The 24840-nt window shown below is 62.4% G+C and carries 25 protein-coding genes; 14 read left to right on the forward strand and 11 right to left on the reverse strand.

Going from position 1 to position 24840, the window contains the following annotated elements; genetic code table 11:
* The first annotated feature begins 46 nt into the window (after positions 1-46).
* Positions 47-1027, forward strand: a complete 981-nt coding sequence (locus AB7783_RS09350) for a Bug family tripartite tricarboxylate transporter substrate binding protein (protein WP_441277455.1) — start codon at positions 47-49, stop codon at positions 1025-1027.
* Between the two features lie 204 nt (positions 1028-1231).
* On the opposite strand, the gene AB7783_RS09355 is transcribed toward AB7783_RS09350, so the two are convergent.
* Positions 1232-2215, reverse strand: a complete 984-nt coding sequence (locus tag AB7783_RS09355; RefSeq protein WP_441277456.1) for a zinc-binding metallopeptidase family protein — start codon at positions 2213-2215, stop codon at positions 1232-1234.
* A 178-nt stretch (positions 2216-2393) separates the two neighbouring features.
* Between AB7783_RS09355 and blaBJP the strand changes: the two genes are divergently transcribed.
* Together blaBJP and AB7783_RS09365 are read left to right on the forward strand one after the other, a co-directional pair.
* A complete protein-coding gene (blaBJP, locus tag AB7783_RS09360; RefSeq protein WP_441277457.1) occupies positions 2394-3281 on the forward strand; it encodes a BJP family subclass B3 metallo-beta-lactamase in 888 nt (295 codons plus the stop codon).
* 96 nt (positions 3282-3377) lie between these two features.
* Entirely contained in the window at positions 3378-3782 is a 405-nt protein-coding gene (locus AB7783_RS09365) for a GFA family protein (protein ID WP_441277458.1), read from the forward strand.
* A 19-nt stretch (positions 3783-3801) separates the two neighbouring features.
* Here the strand turns inward: AB7783_RS09365 and AB7783_RS09370 are convergent, their stop codons facing one another.
* Complete coding sequence (locus AB7783_RS09370; protein WP_441277459.1) at positions 3802-5049, reverse strand: MFS transporter; 1248 nt, start codon at positions 5047-5049, stop codon at positions 3802-3804.
* A 197-nt stretch (positions 5050-5246) separates the two neighbouring features.
* Between AB7783_RS09370 and yghU the strand changes: the two genes are divergently transcribed.
* Positions 5247-6119, forward strand: coding sequence for a glutathione-dependent disulfide-bond oxidoreductase (gene yghU / locus AB7783_RS09375; RefSeq protein WP_441277460.1), 873 nt, complete (start codon positions 5247-5249; stop codon positions 6117-6119).
* A 94-nt stretch (positions 6120-6213) separates the two neighbouring features.
* On the opposite strand, the gene AB7783_RS09380 is transcribed toward yghU, so the two are convergent.
* Positions 6214-6435, reverse strand: a complete 222-nt coding sequence (locus tag AB7783_RS09380; protein WP_441277461.1) for a hypothetical protein — start codon at positions 6433-6435, stop codon at positions 6214-6216.
* Between the two features lie 85 nt (positions 6436-6520).
* Positions 6521-6943, reverse strand: a complete 423-nt coding sequence (locus tag AB7783_RS09385) for a group III truncated hemoglobin (protein ID WP_120292443.1) — start codon at positions 6941-6943, stop codon at positions 6521-6523.
* Positions 6944-7277: 334 nt separating this feature from the next.
* Here AB7783_RS09385 and AB7783_RS09390 point away from each other — a divergent pair, with 334 nt between their 5' ends.
* From AB7783_RS09390 to AB7783_RS09400, 3 genes are all read left to right on the forward strand, one after another.
* Positions 7278-8177 carry a helix-turn-helix domain-containing protein gene (locus AB7783_RS09390; RefSeq protein ID WP_441277462.1) on the forward strand — a complete coding sequence of 300 codons (900 nt, stop codon included), beginning with the start codon at positions 7278-7280 and terminating at the stop codon, positions 8175-8177.
* A gap of 218 nt (positions 8178-8395) precedes the next feature.
* Positions 8396-9370 carry a Bug family tripartite tricarboxylate transporter substrate binding protein gene (locus tag AB7783_RS09395; protein ID WP_441277463.1) on the forward strand — a complete coding sequence of 325 codons (975 nt, stop codon included), beginning with the start codon at positions 8396-8398 and terminating at the stop codon, positions 9368-9370.
* Positions 9371-9403: 33 nt separating this feature from the next.
* Positions 9404-9721 carry an NIPSNAP family protein gene (locus AB7783_RS09400; RefSeq protein ID WP_089264009.1) on the forward strand — a complete coding sequence of 106 codons (318 nt, stop codon included), beginning with the start codon at positions 9404-9406 and terminating at the stop codon, positions 9719-9721.
* A gap of 232 nt (positions 9722-9953) precedes the next feature.
* Here the strand turns inward: AB7783_RS09400 and AB7783_RS09405 are convergent, their stop codons facing one another.
* Together AB7783_RS09405 and AB7783_RS09410 are read right to left on the reverse strand one after the other, a co-directional pair.
* Positions 9954-10748, reverse strand: a complete 795-nt coding sequence (locus AB7783_RS09405) for a class II aldolase/adducin family protein (RefSeq protein ID WP_441277464.1) — start codon at positions 10746-10748, stop codon at positions 9954-9956.
* Positions 10749-10778: 30 nt separating this feature from the next.
* The gene (locus AB7783_RS09410; protein ID WP_441277465.1) at positions 10779-11762 is read right to left on the reverse strand and encodes a Bug family tripartite tricarboxylate transporter substrate binding protein; all 984 of its coding nucleotides are present in this window, start codon (positions 11760-11762) and stop codon (positions 10779-10781) included.
* 328 nt (positions 11763-12090) lie between these two features.
* Between AB7783_RS09410 and AB7783_RS09415 the strand changes: the two genes are divergently transcribed.
* The gene (locus tag AB7783_RS09415; protein ID WP_439058568.1) at positions 12091-12552 is read left to right on the forward strand and encodes an MEKHLA domain-containing protein; all 462 of its coding nucleotides are present in this window, start codon (positions 12091-12093) and stop codon (positions 12550-12552) included.
* A gap of 183 nt (positions 12553-12735) precedes the next feature.
* Complete coding sequence (locus AB7783_RS09420; protein ID WP_184517320.1) at positions 12736-13353, forward strand: CPBP family intramembrane glutamic endopeptidase; 618 nt, start codon at positions 12736-12738, stop codon at positions 13351-13353.
* 17 nt (positions 13354-13370) lie between these two features.
* Here the strand turns inward: AB7783_RS09420 and AB7783_RS09425 are convergent, their stop codons facing one another.
* Entirely contained in the window at positions 13371-13652 is a 282-nt protein-coding gene (locus AB7783_RS09425; protein WP_089263998.1) for a hypothetical protein, read from the reverse strand.
* A gap of 131 nt (positions 13653-13783) precedes the next feature.
* On the opposite strand from AB7783_RS09425, the gene AB7783_RS09430 reads away from it, so the two are divergent.
* Positions 13784-14257 (forward strand): ClpXP protease specificity-enhancing factor SspB, encoded by a 474-nt coding sequence (locus tag AB7783_RS09430; RefSeq protein WP_441277466.1) that lies wholly within the window; start codon positions 13784-13786, stop codon positions 14255-14257.
* 5 nt (positions 14258-14262) lie between these two features.
* Here AB7783_RS09430 and AB7783_RS09435 read toward each other — a convergent pair whose 3' ends face one another.
* From AB7783_RS09435 to AB7783_RS09450, 4 genes are all read right to left on the reverse strand, one after another.
* Complete coding sequence (locus tag AB7783_RS09435) at positions 14263-15114, reverse strand: tetratricopeptide repeat protein (protein ID WP_441277467.1); 852 nt, start codon at positions 15112-15114, stop codon at positions 14263-14265.
* 81 nt (positions 15115-15195) lie between these two features.
* Positions 15196-15903, reverse strand: a complete 708-nt coding sequence (locus tag AB7783_RS09440; protein ID WP_441277468.1) for a GrlR family regulatory protein — start codon at positions 15901-15903, stop codon at positions 15196-15198.
* 194 nt (positions 15904-16097) lie between these two features.
* Entirely contained in the window at positions 16098-19328 is a 3231-nt protein-coding gene (locus tag AB7783_RS09445; protein ID WP_441277469.1) for an efflux RND transporter permease subunit, read from the reverse strand.
* A gap of 126 nt (positions 19329-19454) precedes the next feature.
* Entirely contained in the window at positions 19455-20663 is a 1209-nt protein-coding gene (locus AB7783_RS09450; protein WP_093758336.1) for an efflux RND transporter periplasmic adaptor subunit, read from the reverse strand.
* Between the two features lie 198 nt (positions 20664-20861).
* On the opposite strand from AB7783_RS09450, the gene AB7783_RS09455 reads away from it, so the two are divergent.
* The 4 genes from AB7783_RS09455 (at position 20862) to fabG (ending at position 24778) form a co-directional block, all read left to right on the forward strand.
* On the forward strand, positions 20862-21449 hold the full coding sequence (locus AB7783_RS09455; RefSeq protein ID WP_068736841.1) for a TetR/AcrR family transcriptional regulator: 588 nt from the start codon (positions 20862-20864) through the stop codon (positions 21447-21449).
* 225 nt (positions 21450-21674) lie between these two features.
* Positions 21675-22823: an MFS transporter gene (locus tag AB7783_RS09460; RefSeq protein WP_441277470.1), complete on the forward strand. Its 1149-nt coding sequence runs from the start codon at positions 21675-21677 to the stop codon at positions 22821-22823.
* 44 nt (positions 22824-22867) lie between these two features.
* Positions 22868-24085 (forward strand): multidrug effflux MFS transporter, encoded by a 1218-nt coding sequence (locus AB7783_RS09465; protein ID WP_441277471.1) that lies wholly within the window; start codon positions 22868-22870, stop codon positions 24083-24085.
* A gap of 12 nt (positions 24086-24097) precedes the next feature.
* Positions 24098-24778, forward strand: coding sequence for a 3-oxoacyl-ACP reductase FabG (gene fabG, locus AB7783_RS09470; protein WP_441277472.1), 681 nt, complete (start codon positions 24098-24100; stop codon positions 24776-24778).
* Positions 24779-24840: the final 62 nt, after the last annotated feature.

The raw sequence follows: 24840 nt of genomic DNA on the forward strand, positions 1-24840 counted from the left end.
CGCTCCCGCCACCTTGGAGCGCGCCGGCAGTCGAGGAAATGAAATGATGAAGAGCTTCGTCCGCGCCGTGGGCGTGATCGCCGTGATGGCCGCCTGTGCCGGCAGCGCCGAGACTGCCTTTGCGCAGAGCTGGCCGAACCGGCCGATCCGCATGGTCGTGCCCTATACGCCGGGCGGCTATACCGACCTGATGGCGCGCCTCGTTTCCGAAAAGATGTCGGCGGCGCTGGGCCAGCCGATCGTCATCGAGAACAAGCCGGGCGCCAATGCCGCCATCGGCACCGACGCCGTCGCCAAGGCAGCCCCCGACGGCTACACCTTCGGCACCGTGATCGCGGCGCATTCGGTGAATCCGACGCTCAATCCGAAGCTGCCCTATGATGCGATGAAGGACTTCACTTACGTGTCGCTGACCTCGGTTGCGCCGCTGATTTTGATTGCGACGCCGTCCCTGCCCGCCAAGGACATGAAGGAGTTCATCGCACTCGCCAAGGCGAAGCCCGGCTCGCTGAATTTCGCCTCGTCAGGCATCGGCTCGGCGGCGCATCTGACCATGGAAATGCTGAAGAGCCGCGAAGGCATCAACCTGCAGCACATTCCCTACAAGGGTACGTCCGGCGCGCTGCAGGATACGGTCGGTGGCCAGATCAATGTGATGTTCGACGTCATCGGTCCACTGATGTCGCAGGTGAAGTCCGGCAATGCCAAGGCGCTCGCCGTCGCCGCCAAGGAGCGCGTCCCGGCGGCCGGCGACGTGCCGACCATGGCGGAAGCCGGCGTGCCGGATTTCGTCTCCGGCACCTGGTCCGGCATCATCGCGCCCGCAGGCACACCGAAGGAGATCGTCGATCGCGTGGCCGCGGAGGCAAAGAAGGCGCTCAGCGATCCCGACCTGAAGAAGAAGCTCGACGATCAGGGCATCGTCCCCATGGGCACCACCCCGGATGAATTCCGCGCCTTCGTCACCGATGAAATCGCACGCTGGAAAAAGGTGATCACGGACGCCGGGATCAAGATGGAGCAGTAAGAGCCAACCTCGTCATTCCGGGACGCGAGCGCCACTTGGCGGTCGCGGACCCGGAATCTCAAGATGGGAGTCGCTCCCTCCGCCGCGCTGGATCAAGAGGTGATGAACACATCAAGATTCCCCGCCACTCCAATTGGAGTGGCTGAGGTTCGCGCCGAACCGCTTCGCGTTTCGGCCCGCCCCGGAATGACAGCGTAAGGCCATTCAGCTTTCGCTGCGCGTTTTCAGAATCGCCAGATGCACGAAATGCAGCTTTCCCCTCACCGCCTGTGTCAGGTGAAACGGATAAGCGTCGCTCATGCCCATCGAACGATTGAGTTCGTTCATGCTGTAGGACACAGCATCCCACAACGACAGCAGCGCTTCGAAATCACGCTCGAGATAGGGATCGTCCAGCGTATGGCGCGAGCGTTCGTCCAGTGACAGCGGCAGCGACGATGCGGTGTCCAGCGTCGAGACGATGTGCAGGAAATGCGCGAAGGTCTCGGCCCAGTCTTCCCACGGATGCGAGGTCGCATATTCGCTGATGAAGGCATCGCTATTCCACGAGCGATCGGCGCGATTGTGATAGGCCGCGAGTGCCTCGCCATAGTCGCGCGTTTCATCGCCGAAGATCATCCGGAACGGACCGATGAGCTGCGACTGATCGACCAGCGCTTCCCAGTAGAAATGCCCGACCTCGTGGCGGAAATGGCCGAGCAGCGTTCGATACGGTTCGCGAAACGCGGCGCGGCGCGCCTCGCGCTCGGCATCGTCAGCTTCCGAGAGGTTCATCGTGATCAGCCCCGACAAATGCCCGGTCATGATCGGATGTCCGGCGGTCTCGTCCGAGAGAATGTCGAACGCGATATGCGCGCCGCTCGACACAGCAAGGGGTAGCCTGAGCCGCATCAGGTCGTAGGTCAGACGCCGCTTGGCCTGTTCAACCCGCTTCCAGAGCGCGACATTGCGATCGGATACCAGATTGGGAATTGTTCGCGTAAGCCGGCAGGACGGACAGAACGGATCGCTGTCATCCGTGGCCCAGTTGCAGGCGATCAGATCGCGATTGGCACAGGACATGGCCGACGCAGCGCTGACGACATTGGACTGCGCGGTGTCGAAGATCAGCGCCTCGCCGCATTGCACGCAATCGCTCTGCTCGAAGAAGACGCGCGTCTGGCAATTGGGGCAGATCAGTTGTTTCATGGATGAAGTCTAACCCGAAACGGCCGGGATGGTTCAACGCGCTCGCAACATTCGCCGCCCGGCCGTATCTGTCATGCGTGACGCCGGCATGCAGGAATGGCGCTTGAGCCATCCGCCCAAATCGCGCTTCAATCCTGGCGTTCAAAAGAACCAATAAAAATCGAACCGGGAGGCCATCATGAAGACGCTCGCAGGAGCCATCTGCGCTCTGGCGCTATTTGCAGGTAGCGCGCAAGCGCAGACCGTCAAGGATTTTCTGGCGCAGGTGATGGTCAAGTGGACCGCCCCCTTCGAGCCGTTTCAATTGATCGACAACATCTATTACGTCGGCACCGACGGCATCGCGGTCTATCTCATCAAGACATCCGACGGCCTGATCCTGATGGATACGGGCGTCCCGCAATCGACCGGGATGATCAAGGAGCACATCGCAAAGCTCGGTTTCAAGGAAGCCGATATCAAGATCATCCTCAACAGCCATGCCCATTTCGATCACACTGGCGGTTTTGCGGAGATCAAGAAGGACACCGGCGCGCAACTGATCGCAGGCCTACGGGACAAGCCGTTGCTCGAAAGCGGCACCTATCCGGGCGATGAAAAGAACACCGATATCGGTTTCCCGCCGGTCAAGGTGGATCGCACCGTCACCGAAGGCGACAAGGTCACGCTCGGCGGCACCACGCTGACGGCGCATGCGACGCCCGGTCATTCGCCGGGCTGCACGAGCTGGGAGATGACCGTGAAGGACGGCAGCGAGAACCGAGAGGTCCTGTTCTTCTGCAGCGGCACCGTGGCGCTGAACCGGCTGGTCGGCAATCCAACCCATGCCGGCATCGTCGACGATTATCGGTCGACCTATGCCAAGGCCAAGGCGATGAAGATCGACGTGCTGCTCGGGCCGCATCCGGAAGTCTATGGCATGCAGGCCAAACGCGCGGCGATGAAGGACGGCGCGCCGAATCCGTTCGTGAAACCGGGCGAGCTTGCCGCCTACGCTGCAACGCTCGAACAGGATTTCGACAAGCAGCTCGCCAAGCAAACGGCTGCGCTGCAAAGCGGCAAATAGCGACTGCCAGCCGCGGCGAGCGATTTGTCGCAAGCCGCGGCAGTTGTCGGCGATTGCGGTCGGCTGGTAGTTTTGCGCATCAGATGAGGTGCGCCCATGGAACTCGCCTGCCCCTGCAACGCCGTGAAGCTCAGGATTTCAGCCGACCCCATCGCCCATTTCTGGTGCCACTGCGCCGACTGCCAGACCGTCCACGGCGCGGCTTATGTGGCCGAGGCCGTCTATCCGGCTGACGGCGTCGAAGTCGTTCAGGGCGACACGACGTCGTTCGCACTGAGGACAACCCCGCGCCTCAGCTGCGCAAAGTGCGCCACGCGGCTGATTATCGAACTCGACGGGATCGGCATGCGCAGCATCAACGGCTATCTGCTCGGGGACGCCTTCAAGCCGAGCCTGCATATCAATTGCAGCGAGGCGATCGCTCCGGTTCGCGACGGCCTGCCGCATTACGCCGCCATGCCGGCAGCATTCGGCGGCGACGACCGGTTCGTCGACTGGTAGGACGCCGAGGTTTTCCTCGCTAGGGCAGCGCCAACAGTCCCGCCGCGACGACCATGGTCGCCAGCGCCGACAGCGCGAGCGACCAGTGGATCCCGATCATGCTGCCGACGACGCCGACCGAGATGCCGCTGAAGGCGCGCAGACCCAGGCTCGCCATATTGAACAGGCCGATGACGCGACCGCGCTTGTCCAGGGGTGCATCGAGCTGCACGAGGCTTTGCGCCATCGCGTTGAACGACAATTCGAGGAATCCCGCCGCAAACAGGAATACCAGCGCAATGGCGTAGTGACCGGTCAGCGCGAAGATCGCCAACGCACCGCACCAGAGCAGCGCCAGAATGATCGCCGTACGCGGCTTCGGCGCCAGCAATTGCCTGCCCTCCAGCGCCAGGCCGGCAAGCAGGCCACCGGCTGCGTCAGCCGCCAGCAGCATGCTGTAGGACATGCCGGGATCGCCATGGCCGAGATCACTGGCAAAGCCCGGCATCTGCGAACTATAGGCGTTGCCGACGAAGAACGATGCCGCGCCGGCCAGCGCGATCATGGACACGATCACCGGACGGTGGCGAACGTCGCGCATGGTCTGGGCGATGTCCGCAAAGCCCCGCACGGCGCGCTGAGGCGCGGGCGCGCCGGTGCGAAAGCGCGGACCATAGGGCGCCTTGATCAGCCACAGCACCAGCGGCAGATAGAAGATGGTGTTGAGCATGATGCCATAGGCCGGCCCTAGCGCGAGCAGGATCACGCCGCCGACCGCAGGCCCGACCATGACGCCGAGATAGCGCGCCATGGCGTTCAGACGCACCGCGCTCGGCAGGTCGGCGGAACCGACGACGTCGTAGAGCAGCATCTGGTTCGGCGTCTGCCAGAGCACGCCAGCACAGCCATGGATCACCAGCAGCACCATCGCCTGCCACATCTGCAGGGTATCGGTGACAAAGAAATAGCCCCAGCCCAGCGATGCCAGAATGAACAGCGCCATGCCGCACTGGATCACGCGCCGCGGGTCGAACCGCTCCGCCAGCGCGCCAGATGTGACCGAGAACAGCAGGAACGGCAGCCAGTGCGAGACGATGGCAAACCCACCGAGCGCGGGCGACTGGAATTTCTGAAACACCACCCAGTAGCTGATCACATGCTCGATATTGTCGGCCATCATGGCCAGCACATAGGTGATGAACTGAGCGCGGAATCCCGGGTGATGGAGCGCCGCGAAGGATCGTTTGGTGGGCGATGCGCCGACCGTCTGCGCTGGGGTGTCGCTCATCGGGAGGGGAATCTTCGCAAGCAGGAGAATCCCGCCATCGGCAGCGACGGCGGTGCGGAGTCGTTACATCGCATGTCTTCGCCCGGCACAAGGCGGCTTCCGGCATAGGACGCCTCGCCATCTTGCATGCAATTGCATTCATCCCTACCTGTCCCCGGCAACCATCAACCCTGCCCCTTTTCCGGAGCCAGCCTGACATGACCGACGCCCCCTACACGCCTCCCAAAGTCTGGACCTGGGACAAGGAAAACGGCGGCAAATTTGCCTCGACCAACCGGCCCATCGCCGGCCCCACCCATGACAAGGAGCTCCCCGTCGGCAAACATCCGTTCCAGCTCTATTCGCTGGCGACGCCGAACGGCCAGAAGGTCACGATCATGTTCGAGGAACTGCTCGCAGCCGGCCACACAGGCGCGGAATACGATGCTTGGCTGATCCGGATCGACGGCAACCAGTTCGGTTCGGGTTTCGTCGATGTGAACCCTAATTCCAAGATTCCAGCTCTGATCGACCGCAGCGGCGACAAGCCGTTTCGCGTATTCGAATCCGGCGCGATCCTGGTGCATCTCGCCGAGAAATTCGGCGCCTTCCTTCCAAAGGGCGGCCCCGAACGCGCCGAGTGCCTGTCCTGGCTGTTCTGGCAGATGGGCAGCGCCCCCTTCCTCGGCGGCGGCTTCGGCCATTTCTATGCCTATGCACCGACCAAGATCGAATACGCCATCGATCGTTACGCCATGGAGACGAAACGTCAGCTCGACGTGCTGGACCGTCGCCTCGCCGATAACGAGTATCTCGCCGGCAAGGATTATACGATCGCCGATATGGCGGTGTTCCCCTGGTATGGCGGCCTCGCAGAGAATGCGATCTATGGCGATGCCGGCACTTTCCTCGATGTGCAGAGCTACAAGAACCTGCAGCGCTGGACAAGGACCATCGCGGCACGACCTGCCGTGAAGCGCGGTCGCATGGTCAATCGCACCTCGGGCGACCCTGCCGGCCAGTTGCGCGAACGCCATGACGCCAGCGACTTCGACACGAACACTCAGGACAAGCTCGAAGCGAAGAGCTGAGACGAAGACTTCGAGTTGACGTCGCTTCAGCCCGGAATCGAAAAGCCCCGCGCGAGCCGGGCTTTTGCACGTCTGGATGCGTGAGGCAGCAGCCTCAGCCCTTCATGCACTTGTTGACCGATGAGGTCTTGGCGGCGCCGGCCAGTGGCTTGCCCTCGACGCTCTTGGCGTTGTCCTCGCAGCACTTCTTCATGAAGCTCTTCTTGGCAGCGCCCGCGAGCGGCTTGCCGTCGCCGCTGACGGCGTTGCAGGATTGCGCCATTGCGGGCGCAGCACTGAACAGGCTCAAGAGAACGAGGACAGACAGACGTTTCATGGACCGACTCCCGGTTTGCTGGAGTCGCAGCCTAGCGCAACGGCCGGCTCTCGCAAGACCGGCGTTGCATCACGGGCCTACCGCCTTAAACGCTATGTCGCGGCGCAGCGATCTCGCCGCGCACCGAGGCAACGCCCATCTCGAAACTGTCAGCGATACGGCGCGCGCGGGTCATGAAGGCCTCGGTGACCTCAGCCGGAAATATCTCGCGCGCGGTCTGTTCGAACAACAAAAGCCAGCGATCGAAATGTTCACCCTTCAGCGGCAGCACGAGATGTGGACGCATAGGCCGGCCATTGTAGCGGCCGGTCTTCAGCATCATCGACGACCAGAAATCGCTGATCTGCGCGATGTGATGATCCCAGTCGGTCACGGCGCTGTTGAAGATCGGCCCCAGCAAATCATCCTCGCGGGCACGGCCGTAAAAGGTCTGCACCAGAAGCGCGATATTTTCTTCATTCAGGGAGGGCTGGAAGCTGGTGAAGCCGATTTCGGAGGTCTGCGTCATGCGCCCTGATGTAGGCGACGGCGGCCAGCTCGGCAACCGCCATCGCCCGAAATCCGTTCTGCAATTGATCCAGCGCAAGCTCAGTTGCGACGACCCGCCGTCTGCGTCCGTTCCATCAGGTCTCCTTCCGAACGAACGCCATAAAATGCCTGCAGGAGCATCCCCCGACGCAACTTCCCGGGTGTGATGGAGCGGCACCCAGAATTCTTATAGAGCTGCCGAACTCCTCGGAGAGACCGTCCGGTGTCGCATTCGCCAACACGCGGTACTCTCCGGCTTTTTGCGATAGGATGACGCTGATAACCGTGCCCCGAAACCGCAAGGACACCTTCACTTGCCCGAAGCTCTCCTCTCCGCCCGCTCCGGCGAGTTTCCGACCTTTGAAACCTCGGATTTCGCGGGCGAAGGCTCGTTCTACTTCGACCTCGTACGACTGGAGGACCGCGACGACATCCCGCGCGGTTTCCTGCACCGGCACAACTACTACCATCTGCTCTGGATGACCCGGGCGAGCGGCACGCACACACTCGACTTCGCGCATTTCGACGTGCGCGACCACTCAGTGTTCTTTCTTTCGCCGGGCCAGGTCCATGCCTGGACGTCATCGGTCAAGCCTCACGGCTACGTGCTGAACTTCAGCACCGACTTCTTCGCGCGGATGTTTCCGCGCGCCGAAGATGTCGCGAAACTTCCGTTCTTCCACCCTGCGCGCGGCAACAGCGCGCTCTATCTCACGCAGGCCCAGCATGACGGCATGCTGCCACTGCTCTGCGAGATGGAGCGTGAGGCACGCGATCGCCAGCCGGGATTTCCCGATGTGGTGCGGGCCAGCCTGCTGATCCTGCTCACGCGCCTGCGCCGTGTGTGCCCCGACAACGAGCCCGCCGGTGGCGTTGGTCCACACCGGGCGCTCGCGCGCCGTTTCGCGATGCTGGTGGAAACGCACTACCTGCGCTTCGGTACCATCGGCCAGTACGCCGAGGCGCTTGGCGTGAGCGAGCGCCAGCTCAACGATGCGGTCAAGCGCACTGTGGCGCGCACGGCCAGCCAGGTGGTGCAGGAGCGCGTGGTCCTCGAAGCCAAGCGCTGGCTCAGCAACACCGAAACGGGCATCGCCGAGATCGCGTTCCGCCTCAATATCGAGGATCCGGCCTACTTCGCGCGCTTCTTCAAGAAGCAGACCGGCCTCACGCCGGGCGACTTCCGGAGGAAGCATTGCCGTCCACTGGACTGACACGCGAAAAAGTCCAACACAACGTCTAATCCGTCCTAGCGCCGTCGCCGCGCGGCTGCATAGAGTGTCCCGCATGGACGCCTGACCGGGCGCTGCCATCGCCACCTGCGCGTTTGTATGCGCAGGTCGGCATGGCATGACGCCCACCGCCACGACCGCCCCGCATCTGCGGAGCGCGCCGTCGGCAGGACATAAAAACAAGAGGCAGAGGAAACAAAATGCACAAAGCAATCATCCCGTTGCGGAGCCTCGTCGTGGCCGCAGCATTGGCCCTCACCTCAGTCAGCGCGATGGCCGATTATCCAGAACGTCCCCTGCGCGTGATCGTGCCGTTCGCCGCCGGTGGTGCCACCGACGTGATCGCGCGCACCGTGGCGCAAGCCATGTCGGTACGGCTCGGCCAGTCGATCGTGGTGGAAAACAAGGCCGGCGCCAACGGCAATATCGGCGGTGCCGCGGCGGCGCGCTCGGAGCCCGACGGCTATACGCTGCTGATGGCCACATCGAGCCACGCGATCAATGCATCGCTCTACCAGAAGCTCAGCTACAACCTCACGCGCGATTTCGCGGCCTTGTCAAACCTGGCGTCGGTGCCCCTGCTGCTGGTGGTGCACCCGTCGGTGCCAGTCAATTCGGTGAGCGAACTCGCCGCTTACGCCAAGGCCAATGCCGCGAGCGTCAACTATGCATCGGGCGGCGTGGGCACCGCGTCCCATCTGTCCGGCGAGCAGTTCAGCACACTGGCTGGTGCGAAGATCACGCACGTCGCTTACAAGGGCGGCGCGCAGGCGCTCAACGATATGATCGGCGGCCAAGTGCAGATCATGTTCGCCAACCTGCCCGAAGTTCTCTCTCTGGTGCAGAGTGGCAAGCTCAAGGCGCTGGCGGTGACGGGCAGCACGCGTCACGCCGCCTTGCCCAACGTGCCCGCTTTCTCAGAAACGCCGTTCCCCGGCATGAACGCACGCTCGTGGTTCGGCCTGTTCGCACCGGCCGGCACGCCCCCCGCCATCGTCGAGAAGCTTGCGCAGACCATTGTTCAGAGCGTGGCTGACCCCGCTGTCCAGGAGCGGCTCAAAGGGCTCGGCGCCGACCCCGTCGGCGACGATCGGGCGACATTCCAGAAATACGTGAACGACGAGGTGGCGCGCTGGGCCGTGCTTGTCGCGCAGTCCGGCGCCACCGCCGAATGACCCTATTGATCCGCCACCGCTCGAGGAAACCCCATGCTGCTTGACGTTCGCACCTACACCTGCCGCCCCGGCACGATCAAGAAACACTTGGCGCTGTATGCCGAGCACGGTTACGAGATCCAGAGCCGCCATCTGGGCAAGCCGCTGGCCTACATGCAAACCGAGACCGGCAACGTCAACAGCTACATGCACATCTGGGTCTATGACAGCCCAGCCGATCGCGAGGCCAAGCGCCAAGCGCTGCAGAAGGACCCGGCCTGGGCCGACTACCTGAAGATCAGCGCCGAGGCCGCCTATCTCATCAGCCAGGAAAACCAGTTGATGACGCCGGTGTCCTTCTTCAAGCCGTAGGCGGACCTGCAGTCGCGCATCTGACTGCCGAACCTATGATGCGCCGTATTCTTGATGCGGCGCATCCCTTCTGTTCATCAGGTGGATGCCACGCCTGCGGGCCCGGCAGCCGCGGAGCCTGCTAGAGCATGATCCCGAAAAGTGGACACCGGTTTTCGGACAAGATCATGCTCACATAGAGAAAATAGCTAGAGTCTGATCCATCGAAGATGGATCAGACTCTAGCGCAAACTCAGTTGCGATAGGACGGATCGACCCGGTCGAGCTTGCGGAGCAGCGCTGGCCAGGCCAGTTCGCCGCTGAGGCCCGGAATATTGTCGCGTGGCTTCATGCGGTCATAGGTATCCTGCAGGACCTTCTGTGGCGGCGTGATCAGCTTGGTGTTGCACGACAGTGCTGCAACCTGAACCTGACAGGCCCGCTCCATCCGGAACAGCACGTTGAAAGCCGCGGCGATGGTCTTGCCCACCACCAGCAGGCCGTGATTACGCAACACCATCGCCTCGTGATTGCCGAGATGCGCGATCAGTCGTTCCCGCTCTTCTGGATTGTCCGCGATGCCCTCGAAGTCGTGATAGGCGACATGAAGGAAGCGCATGCAGGTCTGCGCCACCGGCAGCAACCCGCATTCCATCGCCGATACAGCCATGCCGGCCACCGTATGGGTATGCGCGACGCAATCGACATCGTGACGCGCCATGTGGATGGCACTGTGGATCACAAAGCCCGCAGCATTCACAGCGTAGTCGGACGCGTTGAACAGCGTGTTGCCGTCGAGGTCGATCTTGACGAGGCTCGACGCATCGATCTCCTCATAGAGCATGCCATAGGGATTGATCAGGAACTGGTCTTCCGTTCCCGGCACGCGGCAGGAGATGTGGTTGGCGATCATCTCGGTCATGCCGTACATCGCCGTGAGGCGGTAGCAGGCCGCGAGATTGACGCGCGACTGCCATTCCTCGGGGCTGACCTGATCCTGCACCGAACGGACGACTTTCACGGCGGGTGAGCTGACGACTGCATTCATTGATGTTCTCCCTTGATCTTGTTCTCGCGGTCAGTCGACCGTGATGTTGGCTTCGCGAATGAGTTTGCCCAAGCGGTCGCGCTCGCTCTTCACATGGGTCTCGAGTTCCGCCGGCGTCATCGGCCACGGCTGATTGCCGATCGGCTCCATCTTCTTTGCAAATTCCGGCGTCTTGACGATGCGGGTGATGGCAGCGCTCAACCTGTCCAGTGCTGGCTGCGGCGTACCCGCGGGCGCGAAGACTGCGAACCATGTCGCGCCGACGATCGAGGGGAATCCGAGCTCCTTGAAGGTCGGCACATCAGGCAATTGCGGAAGGCGCTCCTCGGACAAGACCGCCAGCGCGCGGTACATGCCCGCCTTGTGGTTTGGCACGGTATTGGTCAGCGCCTCCACATTGCTGTCGACGATGCCCGCAAGCATGTCGTTCATCGCCGGCGCAGCACCGCGATAGTGTACATGCTGCAGCTTCACGCCGAGTCCGCGGGCCACGATCTCACCCATGAGGTGCACGGTGCTGCCCGGTCCGTTGGTGGCATTGTTGACCTTGCTCGGATTGGCCAGCGCATAGGCACGAAACGCCGCGACGTCGGCGGCCGGAAAGTCCTTCTTCACGACGAAGGCAAACGGCACCTTCACCACCATCGCGACCGGCGCAAAGTCCTCGAGCTTGTATTTGATGGAGGCCAGCAGATGCGGGTTGGTCGTGAAGGTCGTCGCGCTGGCGAATAGAAGCGTGTAACCGTCCTTGTCGGCACCGGCCACGACTTGCGCACCGATCGATGTGCTGGCGCCGCCGCGATTCTCGATCACCACCTGCTTGCCGAGTTCGGTGCTAAGCTGTTCGGTGAGGATGCGCGCGACGATGTCGGTCGTTCCGCCGGACGGAAATGGCACGACCATGGTGATGTTGCGCTCGGGATATTGCTGCGCCTGCCCTGGCGCTACGGCGAACAGCGATGCGGCAAGGACCGCGGCGATGGCAAACCATCGCCCCTTCTTGTTGTTGCTCACGTTTTCTCCCTTTGCGCCGGTCCATTGGGCTTTCGCCTGGAACGACATTTTCGGGAGAGGCTAAAACAAGAGCCCAGCCGATGCGACGACTAAATAAGCCGGGCAGCTATCGGATTAAACGGGACGCGCAGTCGGCGAACGGGACGCTACCGTTTCCGTGAATCAATGCACCGTGGCGTTCGAGAACAGGTTGATCACGACCTGATCCTTCCTGCCGACCGATAGCGGCTGCTCCATGCATTCCGGGGCAGTCAGCACCGCTTTCGCTGCCGATGTCGTATAGAGCCATGCGGGCTATGTCCTCATAGCCTATCCCCGAGAGAGTCCCGTGACCGCTCCGACGCCGCCTGCTTTCGCACTCGATGCACCCTTCTTCAAGCTCCTCATCGGGAGTTATCTCCGCACTGTCGGGAAGCCCCTGTTGGCGCCTGGGCAAGATGCAGCGTGGCTCTACAGCGACGCACCATTTGCGGTGCTCGCACATAATACTGCCGCCGATCCGGTCTTCGTCTATGCCAACAGAACCGCACAGCGCTGCTTCGAATATGGCTGGGATGAATTCATCACCATCCCGTCGCGCCTCTCGGCAGAAGCGCCGAACCGCGACGAGCGCCAGCGCCTGCTGGATGCCGTCGCGCGTAACGGCTTCATCGACAATTATCGCGGGTTGCGGATCGCCAAGTCCGGCCGGCGCTTCTGGATCGAAGGTGGCATCGTCTGGGAACTGAGAGACGAGAACGGCGAGCGACGCGGTCAGGCGGCGCTGTTCACGTCATGGACGGATGTGTGAGACACAATACTAGTCGGCGAGTTCCCCTTTGTCGCATCGGAGCGGCCAGCAACGGCCGAGCAGACCGTCGGACGGAAATGTCACCACCTGCTGCTGACATATCGACGATCACGCTTTCGTCGCTCGCAGCCTGCGTGGCCACTCCGCCCTTAAACCACCACATGATTTCAGCTATAGAACATCATGACGGTTTTACGACAGCAACGATTCCAATGGCGATTGATCGCTCCACTGCCGGGATTTGCCGCGCTGCTGCTGGCGCCTGGTCTCGCCATTCACTGGGGCTTTCTGCCGTTCGAATATCGCATTCCCGCGTTGCTGCTGGTGTCCGTGCTGTGTATCGCGCTGTGCCTTCTGGCCGGCTTCTCGGTCGCGGAACTCGGCCTCAGCCGTCCCTCTGACATCAGGCACTGGCTGTTCTGTGCCGCGATCACGGCAGGCATCGCGGCAATCATGGTGGCGCAGACCCGCTTTCTGACCTTCGACCACAAACCGCCGGTCTGGCTCAGTTTCGCGCCCTTCTATGTCCTGGTCTCCAGCCCATGCCAGGAAGTCGTGTGCCGGTCTATACCGAAACTGATGACCGATCGGCTGCAGGTCAGGCCCTGGACCTATGTGATCTATTCTTCGGCGGTATTCTCGCTGATCCACATCGCCTATGGCGACAGCGTGCTGCTGCTCAACACGTTCCTGGTCGGCATCGTCTGGGGTTTCGCCTATCTGCGGATGCGCAACATCTGGCCGGTGATCCTGTCGCATGCCGCGATCGGCACGCTGGCCTTCTCGCTTGGGCTGGCCTGATTCAGATTTGCCTGAGCCTAGCGATCGTATCCGCCACCGAAGCTGCTCTTGATCTGATGCAGCAGCGTCAGCACCCAGCATAGCGCAAAGGCTCCCGCGAGGCCGTAGGCCGTGCGGCGATCGATCACCGACAGGCCGGTCCAGAGATAGATGCGATAGAGCCAGAGGCCGGCGAGACCGACGCCGAGCAAACACACCAACAGCTTGACGAAGCGCGCATTGGCCACCCCCACCGCGGCAAACAGAATGGTCAGCGGCACCAGAAACAACTGGCAGATGGCGATCAGGCTCTCGTTCACAGGCGGCTCCATTGCGACTCAGAACCGGCAGGTTAAGCGGCCAATTTCAAACAAATGGTTGCGGACTCATGCGGCAGAAAATCGCTGTCGCAGCCCCATGAACCCGCCCGCTGCCGCCGCGACAAAGGATCATGACACCATCCTTGCCTCGCGACCTCCGCACCCTCGCCGCATCATTCGCCACTGCCATGATGATGCTGGCCGCGCTCACATCACACGCGGCAGCACAACAGCCCTGCACCACCGACGCGCTCGCCCAATATGCCGAGGTTCGATCCACGCTTGCCGACGTCGCCAGACGCGGTCTGCGCGGCCGGCACTATTACGAGATCACGTTCAAGACGGCATTCGACGGCGTCATCGTGCCAGATGCTCAGCGCGCCAAATATCCCGAAGACATGACGTTCGTGCTGCAGCACCAGTTCGAGCGACTGAACGTCACCGCGGATCGCTTCAGCGTCAACCTGTGGTTCAAGGGGATCAAGTCGCGCGTCACGGTGCCGTTCAACGCCGTCACCTATTTCGTTGATCCGTCGGTGAATGACCGGCGCGAATTCGACGTGGGTACGCCGGCGCGCGCCTGCGACAGACCGCAGTCAGGCTAGGCTGATCAGAAGCACATATTGCTGACCACGTTGCCGCGCTTGTCCTTGAGCACGTAAGGGCACTTGATGCGTTCTAGCGCCTTCTTCGCATCGTCGTCGCCGAGCGCTGCGGCCTTCTCATAATAGGCCTTCGCGGCATCCTTATCCGACGCACCACCGCGGCCGCTTTGCGCGAACGCGCCCATGCGCTCCAACGCGCCCGCATGGTTCTGTGCTGCCGCCTTCTCGAACAGGCTGCGTGCCGCAACATCGTCTTTCGCGCCGCCGATGCCTTCCGACAGCATCATGCCGAGCTGATATTGCGCCTCGGCATTGGTCTCCGCGGATTTCGCCAGCAATTGCCGTGCACGCACCGGGTCTGAACCCGCGCCTGCGCCTCCGGATAGTGCCGCAAGATTGCTTACGCCGCGCGGATTGCCGGCTTCAGCCGCACGCTCGAACAGTTTGCGCGCCTGCGCCTCGTCGCGCGCGACGCCGGTTCCGTTGCCATAGGCGACGCCGAGTTCGACCATGGCGGAGGTACTGCCTTTGTCAGCCGCCTTGCGCCATGCCGCGAGCGCCTCAGCTGCCTGCGCATTGGCCGCGTAAGCACGCCCGAGCTGGAACATCGCACGGCGCGGCCCGCCGGACGCGGTCCGGCAGAATTTGATGGCGGTGGCAATATCGGCTTTGGCAATATCGGCCACGCCCTTCACATCGGCAGGCTTGTCGGGATCGGCAGGATCGGCCGCGAGGCGATCGCACAGAACCAGATCGGCGGACTGGGCCTGCGCGCGTGTTGGCGCGCACAGCACAGCCAGTCCGACGGCGATACCGAGCAAACAGATCAGAGGCGTCGCGCCGATACGCTGGGTCATGGATTTGTCGCCACCTGTGTCATTCGCCGGTGACATTACGGACAGGCGCGCACCCCATCAAGCCGTGCGCCAGCCTGGAACTTACACGGCCTTGCGGATCAGCTTCAGCACTGCCTGCAACCGCAGGCTCCGCTTCCCCGCCAGCGCCGTGGCTTCCAGTTCGGCACCGGTTTCGTCGCAAGTACCGGAAAAGCCGATACCGATTTCATGGCCGCCGAAGACCGGGTTCTCGCCCTTTGCCGGCGTGTGCTCCTGATTGAGCATCTCGCCCTTCCAGCGTCCGTCCGCGGAGGAATAGGCGCCGAGATAATAGAAGAACGCGTCTCCGCCGAGGATGCGGCCGTCATGCAGCAGCATCACGCCGTTGAGCCCGCCATCGATGCCGTCGAGTGTGCGCAGATGGATCGAATACAGCCCGTTGGCGATGCTACCCGCACCGATCGGTCCGGCCGGAGGCATCTCGCCGTCATCGATCGTCGTCATGACCGACTCGAATTTCGCACCCGGCATTTGCGGCGACGAACCCTGAAAACGATAGGTGTCGCCATAGGGCCGGCCGGTGACGCTGATGGTCGCCACATCCTGGCCGAGCAGCGAGGGATAGTTGGGATCGTTCATGTGGCGGCGGCTCTCGATCTCCGCCACCACCTCGTCACCCCGGAGCTCATAGCTGCCGATATGGGCAAAAGCGGAATTGCCGCCGAGCATGCTGCCATGCTCGACAAACATCACACTGCGACCGACCGCCTCATCAACCCGGTATTCGCATTTGTAGAAGCCCGTCCGCAACCCGTCATTCCCCTGCAGTGCCTTTCGCATTGTAGCGGAAGATGTGCAGTGGAGGAAAGCGCACCCGGCCAATTGGGGGCGATTCCAACAGCCTTGGACGCAGGCTACGCAATTCCTCGCCTTAGAATGGGTCGAAACGGCGCATTCGTGTACCAGCAGCCCTCATCAGGCGTCTCCTTCCCCGGTCCCGGGCGTTACGAATGCGACGTGGCGTGCGGGCGCGATTCTGCTTCGTGCGATCCCGGTGCCAGCGGCGCCGCCTGATCGACCGTCGCTTCGCCATGCTGGGTCAGCGGACGGTTGCCTGCCATGGCGCGCAGCAGCACATAGAACATCGGCGTGAAGAAGATGCCGAAGGCCGTGACGCCAATCATGCCGGCGAACACCGCGACACCCATGGCATGACGCATCTCCGAGCCTGCGCCAGTGGACGTCACCAGCGGCACGACGCCCATGATGAAGGCCAGCGACGTCATCAGGATCGGCCGCAACCGCAGACGGCTGGCCTCGATCGCGGCCTGGATCGGTGTCCGCCCGGCAAATTCCAGCTCGCGGGCAAACTCCACGATCAGGATGGCGTTCTTCGCCGACAGACCCACCAACACGATCAAACCAATCTGGGTGAAGACGTTGTTGTCGCCCTTGGTCAACCAGACGCCGAACATCGCCGCCAGCAAGCCCATCGGCACAATCATGATGATCGACAATGGCAGTGTCAGGCTTTCGTATTGCGCGGCGAGCACCAGGAACACCAGCAGCATCGCCACCGGGAACACGATCAGCGACGAATTGCCGGCGATGATTTCCTGATAGGTCAGTTCAGTCCATTCGAAGTCGATGCCCTTGGGCAGCGTCTCCTTGGCGACACGCGCCACGGCGTCCTGCGCCTGGCCGGTGGAATAGCCGGGCGCCGCGCCGCCATTGATGTCGGCCGACAGGAAACCGTTGTAGCGCATGGCGCGCTCCGGCCCTGCACTTTCCTTAACGCGCAGCAGCGTCGAGAGCGGGATCATCTCGTTGCTGTCGGAGCGAACTTTCAACTGGCCAATATCGTCGGCCCGCGCCCGGAATTTGGCGTCAGCCTGGACGCGCACCGAATAGGTGCGACCGAATTTGTTGAAGTCGTTCACATAGAGCGAGCCGAGATAGATCTGCATCGTGTCGAACACCGAGGTAACCGGCACATTGAGCTGCCGCGCTTTGGTGCGATCGACATCCGCATAGAGCTGCGGCACATTGATCTGATAGCTTGAGAACAGACCGGCCAGCTCCTTCTGCTGCATTGCCTTGCCGATAAAAGCCTTGGTGGCGTCGTTCAGCGCCTCATAGCCGAGACCGGCGCGATCCTCGATCTGCAGCTTGAAGCCACCGATCGTGCCAAGACCCGACACAGGCGGCGGCGGGAACATGGCAATAAAGGCGTCCTGAATGCCGGCAAACTTCTTGTTCAGCGACAAAGCAATGGCATTTCCGCTCAGGCTCGGATCCTTGCGTTTGTCAAACGCATCCAGACCGATGAAGACGATGCCGGAGTTGGACGAGTTGGTGAAGCCGTTGATCGACAGACCCGGAAACTGGATCGAATTCTCGACGCCGGGCTCCTTCTGCGCAATCTCGCCCATGCGACGGATCACCTCTTCGGTACGATCCAGCGTAGCGCCGTCGGGGAGCTGCGCAAACCCGACCAGATACTGCTTGTCCTGACCGGGGACGAAACCGCCCGGGACTGCGTGGAACAGATAACCGGTGACGCCAATCAGCAGAACGTAGATTCCCATCACCGCCGCGCGGCGCGAGACGACGCGCTTCACGCCGCCGCTATAAGCGTCGGAGCTTCTGGCAAAGAAGCGGTTGAAGCGGACGAAAAACCAGCCGAGCGTCTTGTCCATGAAGCGCGTCAACGCATCCTTCGGCGCGTCATGGCCCTTCAGAAGCAGCGCGGCGAGTGCTGGCGACAGTGTCAGCGAATTGAAGGCGGAGATCACAGTCGAGATCGCCACCGTCAGCGCGAACTGCTTGTAGAACTGCCCGGTCAGGCCGGTGATGAAGGCCAGTGGTACGAACACGGCGACCAGCACCAGCGCGATCGCGATGATCGGGCCGGTCACTTCGCGCATGGCCTGATAGGCCGCGCTCTTCGGATCGAGCCCGCGCTCGATATTGCGCTCGACATTCTCGACCACAACGATCGCGTCGTCGACCACAATGCCGATCGCCAGAACGAGGCCGAACAGCGTCAGCGCATTCACCGAGAAGCCGAACACATGCATCACGGCAAATGTGCCGACCACCGACACCGGCACAGCGATCAGCGGGATGATCGAGGCTCGCCATGTCTGCAGGAACAGGATGACGACGAGCACCACCAGTGCGATGGCCTCGAGCAGCGTATGGATCACCGCCTCGATCGAGGCGCGAACGAATTGCGTGGGGTCGTAGACGATGTCGTAGGTGACACCGTCCGGCATATTCTCCTTCAGCTCCCTCATGGTCTTGCGGACATTGTCGGAGATCTGGATCGCATTGGAGCCCGGCGACTGGAAGATCGGAACTGCCACTGCAGACTTGTTGTTCAGCAGCGAGCGCAGTGCATAGTCGGCGGCGCCGAGTTCGATACGGGCGATGTCGCGCAGCCGCGTCACCTCGCCATTGTCGCCGTTCTTGACGATAATCTCGCCGAATTCCTCTTCGGTCTGCAGGCGCCCCTGCGCATTGATCGAGAGCTGCAGGTCGAGGCCCGGCTCATTGGGCGAACCGCCCACCTGCCCCGCCGCTGCCTGCACGTTCTGCGCGCGGATCTCACGCACGACATCGCCCGGCGACAGGCCGCGCTCAGCGACCTTCTGCGGATCGAGCCAGACGCGCATGGAATAATCGCCCGAACCGAACAACTGCACCTGGCCGACGCCCTCGATGCGCGCGAGGCGATCCTTGACGTTGAGCACGGCGTAATTGCGCAGATAGGTCATGTCATAGCGGTCATTCGGCGACAGCAAATGCACGACCATGGTAAGATCGGGGGCGCTCTTGATTGTGGTCACGCCTAGCGCACGGACTTCCGCAGGGAGACGCGGCTCGGCCTGCGAGACGCGGTTCTGCACCAGTTGCTGCGCCTTGTCGGGATCGGTGCCAAGGCGGAAGGTGACGTTGAGCGTCATCCTGCCGTCGGTGGTCGCCTGGCTGCTCATATAGAGCATGTTCTCGACGCCGTTGATCTGCTCTTCGATCGGCGTCGAGACCGTTTCCGCAATCACCTTCGGGTTGGCGCCGGGATAATTCGCTGTCACCACCACGGTCGGCGGCGCGACTTCCGGATATTCGGAGATCGGCAGCACCGGCATCGACAACAGGCCGGCGAGAAAAATCACCGTCGACAACACGCCGGCAAAGATCGGACGATCAATAAAGAATTTTGAAAAGTTCATGGCGCTATTCCGTGATGATCCAAACCTGCGGGGTACAAGGGCCCCGCGCGGCCGATCGCTCGACCTCGATGACGTGCTGTGTATTGGGAAGTGCGCCCTGCCCGCCTGCGGACAGGGCGGTCGTTATCAGTTCTGCGCGACGGCCTTGATCGAGACGAGAGACGCGGCGTTCATCGCCACCATCTCCGGCTTGATGGTCACACCCGGCCGCACGCGCTGAAGTCCGTTGACGACGATCCGTTCACCAGCTTTCAGGCCATTGAGGATCACGCGCATGCCATCAACCGAGGGCCCCAGGATCACTTCGCGATATTGCGCCTTGTCCTTGGCATCGACCACCATGACGAACTTCTTGTTCTGGTCGGTGCCGACTGCCCGCTCGCTAATCAGCAGCGTCTGTTCTGCCTTCGGCTGGCCCATTGTGAGCCGCGCGAACTGGCCGGGCATCAAGCGACCATCGGCATTGTCGAACATGGCGCGCACCCGCACCGTGCCGCTGCGCGGATCGACCTGATTATCGATGAACTGCATGCGGCCCTTCACCGGTGCGCTATCAGTGACGGTGGTCATGTGAACCGGGATGCGGTCGATATCGCCCGGCGTCTTCTCGTCTGCCAGCGTCTTCAACGCGCGCGACACCACCTGTTCGTCGGCATTGAAGCTTGCATAGATCGGATTGACCGAGACTAGCGTCGTCAGCAGTGGCGCGGACGGGCCGGCCGAAATCAGGTTGCCGACGGTGATCTCCACCTTGCCGACCCGGCCCGCGACCGGCGCGCGCACTTCGGTGTAGCTGAGATTGAGCTCGGCGGTCTTGAGCGCGGCTTCTGCAGCCTTGAGGTTGGCTTCGGCCTCACGATACGCATTGATACGATTGTCGAGGTCGCGCTGGGTGATGCTGGAGCTGGTCAGTTGCTGACCGCGGTCGAAATCGGCCTTAGTCAGGATCAGGCGCGCCCGCGACGCGGACACCTGCCCTTGGGCGCGATCGACATCTGCGGCGTAGAGCGCCGGATCGATCAGCACGAGCAGGTCATCTTTCTTGACCAGCGCGCCTTCGCGAAAGTGGATCTCCTGGACGGCGCCTGCGACGCGGGAGCGAATCTCCACGCGCTCAATTGCCTCAAGGCGGCCCGAGAACTCGTCCGAAGGCGCCGTGGCCTTGGCTTCCACCAAGGCAACTGAAGCCTGAACAGCAGCGGGAACAACCGCGCCGGACTCGGCTTGAGCTGCCACGCTGGAAAGATTCATCAGCGCCGCACCGCCGCCAACGGCGACCGCCACCAACGCGATTCCGGCGCCAAAAGCGATTTTGCGAGGGAGATTATGTGCCATTGTGAACCCCATTTAATCTGCGTGGGCCTTGTAAAGCCCTGTCATTTCAGTAGCTAAGCAGTACACTGTGCGTCTGGCCGTCCCGCCGGGCATCTCGCTGCAACGCACACATTCGTAACGTCCGGTATAGATGGACTATCGACATCCACTGTCAAGAGACTTATCTACTGAACGGTAGAAAACTTTGGAGGGCCCGTCGTGGCACTGGGACGTCCTCGTGAATTCGATACCGACACGGCCCTCGACCTCGCGCTGCATGTGTTCTGGCGCAAGGGTTACGAAGGCGCGTCGATGGCCGACCTCACCGAAGCCATGGGCATCACCAAGCCCAGTCTCTATGCAGCGTTTGGCAACAAGGAAGATCTGTTCCGCAAGGCGCTGGATCGCTACGTCGATGGCCCCGGCGGCTATTTCCGCACCGGCCTGGAGAAGGCCACGGCCCGCGAAGCGGTCGAACATATCCTCTACGAATCCGTTGAGGCTGTGACTGATCCCAGGAATCCCGGTTGTCTCGCGGTCCAGGGCGCCCTCTGCTGCGGTGATGCCGCGGAGACGATCAAGCAGGAACTGATGGCGCGTCGCTCGAAGAGCGAGGACGACCTGCGCCTTCGCTTCACACGCGCCCTCGCCGAAGGCGATCTGCCAGCCGATGCGGATGCCGGCGATCTCGCGCGCTACGTGTCTGCCATCTTGCAGGGCATGGCCGTGCAAGCCGCAGGCGGCGCACCGCGCGAGCAATTGCGAAAACTCGCCGACATGGCCATGCGCAGCTGGCCTCCGGTCTGAGCCGTCCGCCTGCATTTTATGCTGAGATCGCACAGCCGGCCTATTGTCCGCTGACAGCCGCTCCATCGAAACGCCTCTCGACAGTTTGATGACCGAGGTGCGCAATGCTGCCTCCCCCGCGAGGCGGTCGCCAAATCGCGGAGGTCGTGGCACATCTCCTGATATTGCATCGCAATATTTCCGCTCAGGAGAATACCCATCCGACTATCCCTTCCTATTCTCGCATTGGCTGCCGCATCTTTCGGCATCGGCACGACCGAGTTCGTCATCATGGGCCTGCTGCCCGACGTCGCGCGCAGCCTGTCGGTGACCATCCCGCAAGCCGGCTATCTCGTGTCGGGTTATGCACTGGGCGTCGTGATCGGCGCACCCATCGTGGCAATGGCGACCGCAGGCATCCCGCGCAAGACTGCTCTCCTGGCTCTGATGGCGCTGTTCACGATCGGTAATCTCGGCTGCGCCCTCGCGCCGGATTACTGGTTGCTGATGACCGCGCGCGTGGTCACTGCCTTTGCCCATGGCGCGTTCTTCGGAATTGGCGCCGTCGTTGCCAGCAATCTGGTGCCACGTGAGCAGCGCACGCAAGCGGTGTCGTTGATGTTCGCCGGCCTTACGCTGGCCAATGTGCTCGGTGTGCCATTCGGCACAGCTCTGGGACAGGCCGCAGGATGGCGTGCGGCATTCTGGGCGGTCGTGGTGATCGGTATCGTTGCGTTCCTCGCGATCACGCGTTTCGTTCCATCGGGCATGCCGGGCACACGCGGCGGACTGGCGAAAGAGTTTCGCGCCTTGGGCCGCTGGCCGGTGCTGCTGCCGATGCTGATCTCGACCATGGCTTCAGTCAGCATGTTCAGCCTCTTCACCTACATCACGCCGCTGCTTGAAGAGGTCACCGGCCTGACGCCGCATGGCGTCACCGGCGCACTGCTGGCGATCGGCGTCGGTCTCACCATCGGCAATCTGATCGGCGGCCGCCTCGCCGACCGCAACCTGCTCTCGACCATCATCGGTGCATTCATCTGTCTCGTCATTGTGCTGGCAGCGCTCGCACTGGTCGTACACATGACGCTCCCGACCCTGGTGCTGCTGATCCTGTGGGGCGGTATCGCCTTCGCGCTGGTCTCGCCGCTGCAGATCTGGGTGGTCGATGCGGCCACGGATGCGCCGAACCTCGCCTCGACCCTGAACCAAGGCGCGTTCAATCTCGGCAATGCCACCGGCGCATGGATCGGCGGCGTGGCGCTGAATGCCGGGATGCATTATGCGCAGCTTCCGCTGCTCGCAGCGCTCGTCGCCATGGCCGGGCTCGGGCTCACGCTGAGCAGCTTCATTGACCGCCGGATCTTGCCGGCGCAGATCAGTCCGGCAGAATAGCGTCGCGACCGCGTAAGTATTTTCGCATTTTCAAGGAAACGATTTTGGCCCTCAGGCGCGACAGTTTCGCCTTCACTGCCTTTCTGGGCACATTGACAGCATTGCCACCGCTTTCGATCGACATGGGATTGCCGGGCCTTCCGGCGATCGAGGCGAGTTTCGCCGACGCCGCAGGACGCGGGCCGTTGACGCTCAGCCTGTTCCTGGCGGGCTTTGCGATCTCGCCGCTGATCTGCGGTCCCTTGGCTGACCGCTTCGGGCGCCGCGCAACCTTGCTGGATGGACTGCTGCTGTTCTCGATCGCGGCGGGCGCCTGTGCGCTCGCGCCGTCGTTTAGCGTGCTCCTCGCGTTTCGATTGCTGCAGGGCCTCGCCGCAGGCGCTTGCGCCATCCTGCCCTTCGCCATCGTGCGCGACCTGTTCGAACACGGCACGGCGCGCCACAAGCTGTCGCAGATCGCGGCGGTCCTCGGCATCGCGCCGATGATCGCGCCGGTGCTGGGCGGCTGGGTGATGACCGTCAGTGACTGGCGAACGATCTATGCGGTGCAGGCCGCCGTCGGCCTGATCCTGCTGATCGTCGGCGCGATCAGTCTTGAGGAATCCCAGCCCGTCGAGAAACGCCGTTCGCTCAATCCCGCGCAATTGCTCGAGAGCTACCGCATGGTGCTGTCCGATCGCATCTTCGTCGGCTTCTCCCTGCTCTACGCCTTCGCCTTCGCCTGCATGTTCGCCTTCATCTCGGGCGCGCCATCCGTGCTGATCGGCAGCCTCGGTCTCTCCACCACGATGTTTGCGCTGCTGTTCGGGTTGACCTCCTGCGGCGTGTTGGTTGCGTCGCTGATCAGCGGGAGCCTAAGCCGCCGCCATGTGGCCTCACGCAAGATCATCATGGCCGGTCTGTTGCTGATGATCGCCAGCGCCGTTGCAGCCGTCGCTTTGGTGCCTGCCGGCGCCATCACGACGCTGTCGTTGATGCCGCTGATGGCGCTCACGATCTTTTCCTTCGGCCTGCTTGCACCGAGCACCAACCACGAAGCCTTGCAGAACCTGCCGCATGTGGCAGGCGCGGCAGCCGGCGTGATGCGATGTACGCAGATGGTCATGGGCGCCTTCGCCAGCGCCATGATCGCGGTGTTCGAACCGTTCGGGCATCCGGCGCTGGTGATGACCGGCCTGATGGCCGGCATGGCGCTCGCCGCCGGCGCGATCTATCTGTGGCTATTACCCAGGGCTAATTCCGGGCAGGATCATCGTGCGTAACAGGAGTTCCCCATGAATGGAAAGATCATCGTCATCACCGGAGCGTCCGGTGCGCTGGGTCAGGTCGTGCTCGAACGCGCCGTTGCGAGCGGAGCAACGGTGGCCGCCATCGACCATTCCGCCAGGACGCCAGCGTCTACGCCGGATCGCTTGCAGATCGGCGGCGTCGACCTCTCCGATGCCGCGCAAGCCGACGCCGCCATCGCTGCGGTGGTCAAGCAATTCGGCAAGATCGACGTGCTGATCAACATCGCAGGCGCGTTCGCCTTCGAGAATATCGGTGACGGCAGCAACAAGAGCTGGGAGACGATGCATCGGCTCAACCTGCTCACGGCGCTCAATGCCTCGCGTGCGGCAATCCCGCATCTGACGTCGTCGAAGGCCGGACGGATCATCAATATCGGTGCGATGGGTGCGCTACAGGCCGGCGCCGGCATGGGGCCTTACGCCGCCTCGAAGGCTGGCGTGCATCGGCTGACGGAAACGCTTGCCGCCGAGCTGAAGGGCAAGGTCACGGTCAATGCCGTATTGCCTTCGACGATCGACACAGCCGCGAACCGCCGCGATATGCCCAATGCCGATTTTTCAAAGTGGGTCACGCCGGACGAACTCGCCAGCGTGATCCTGTTCCTGGCGAGCGATGCGGCGAGTGCGTTGACCGGCGCGCTGCTGCCGGTAAGCGGACGGGTTTAGCCACTATTTGTCCCACGCTCCGCCCTCATCCTGAGGAGCGGCCGCTTGGCCGCGTCTCGAAG

Origin of the sequence: Tardiphaga sp. 172_B4_N1_3 (assembly GCF_052076035.1) — a bacterium.
Taxonomy (GTDB): Bacteria; Pseudomonadota; Alphaproteobacteria; order Rhizobiales; family Xanthobacteraceae; genus Tardiphaga; species Tardiphaga robiniae.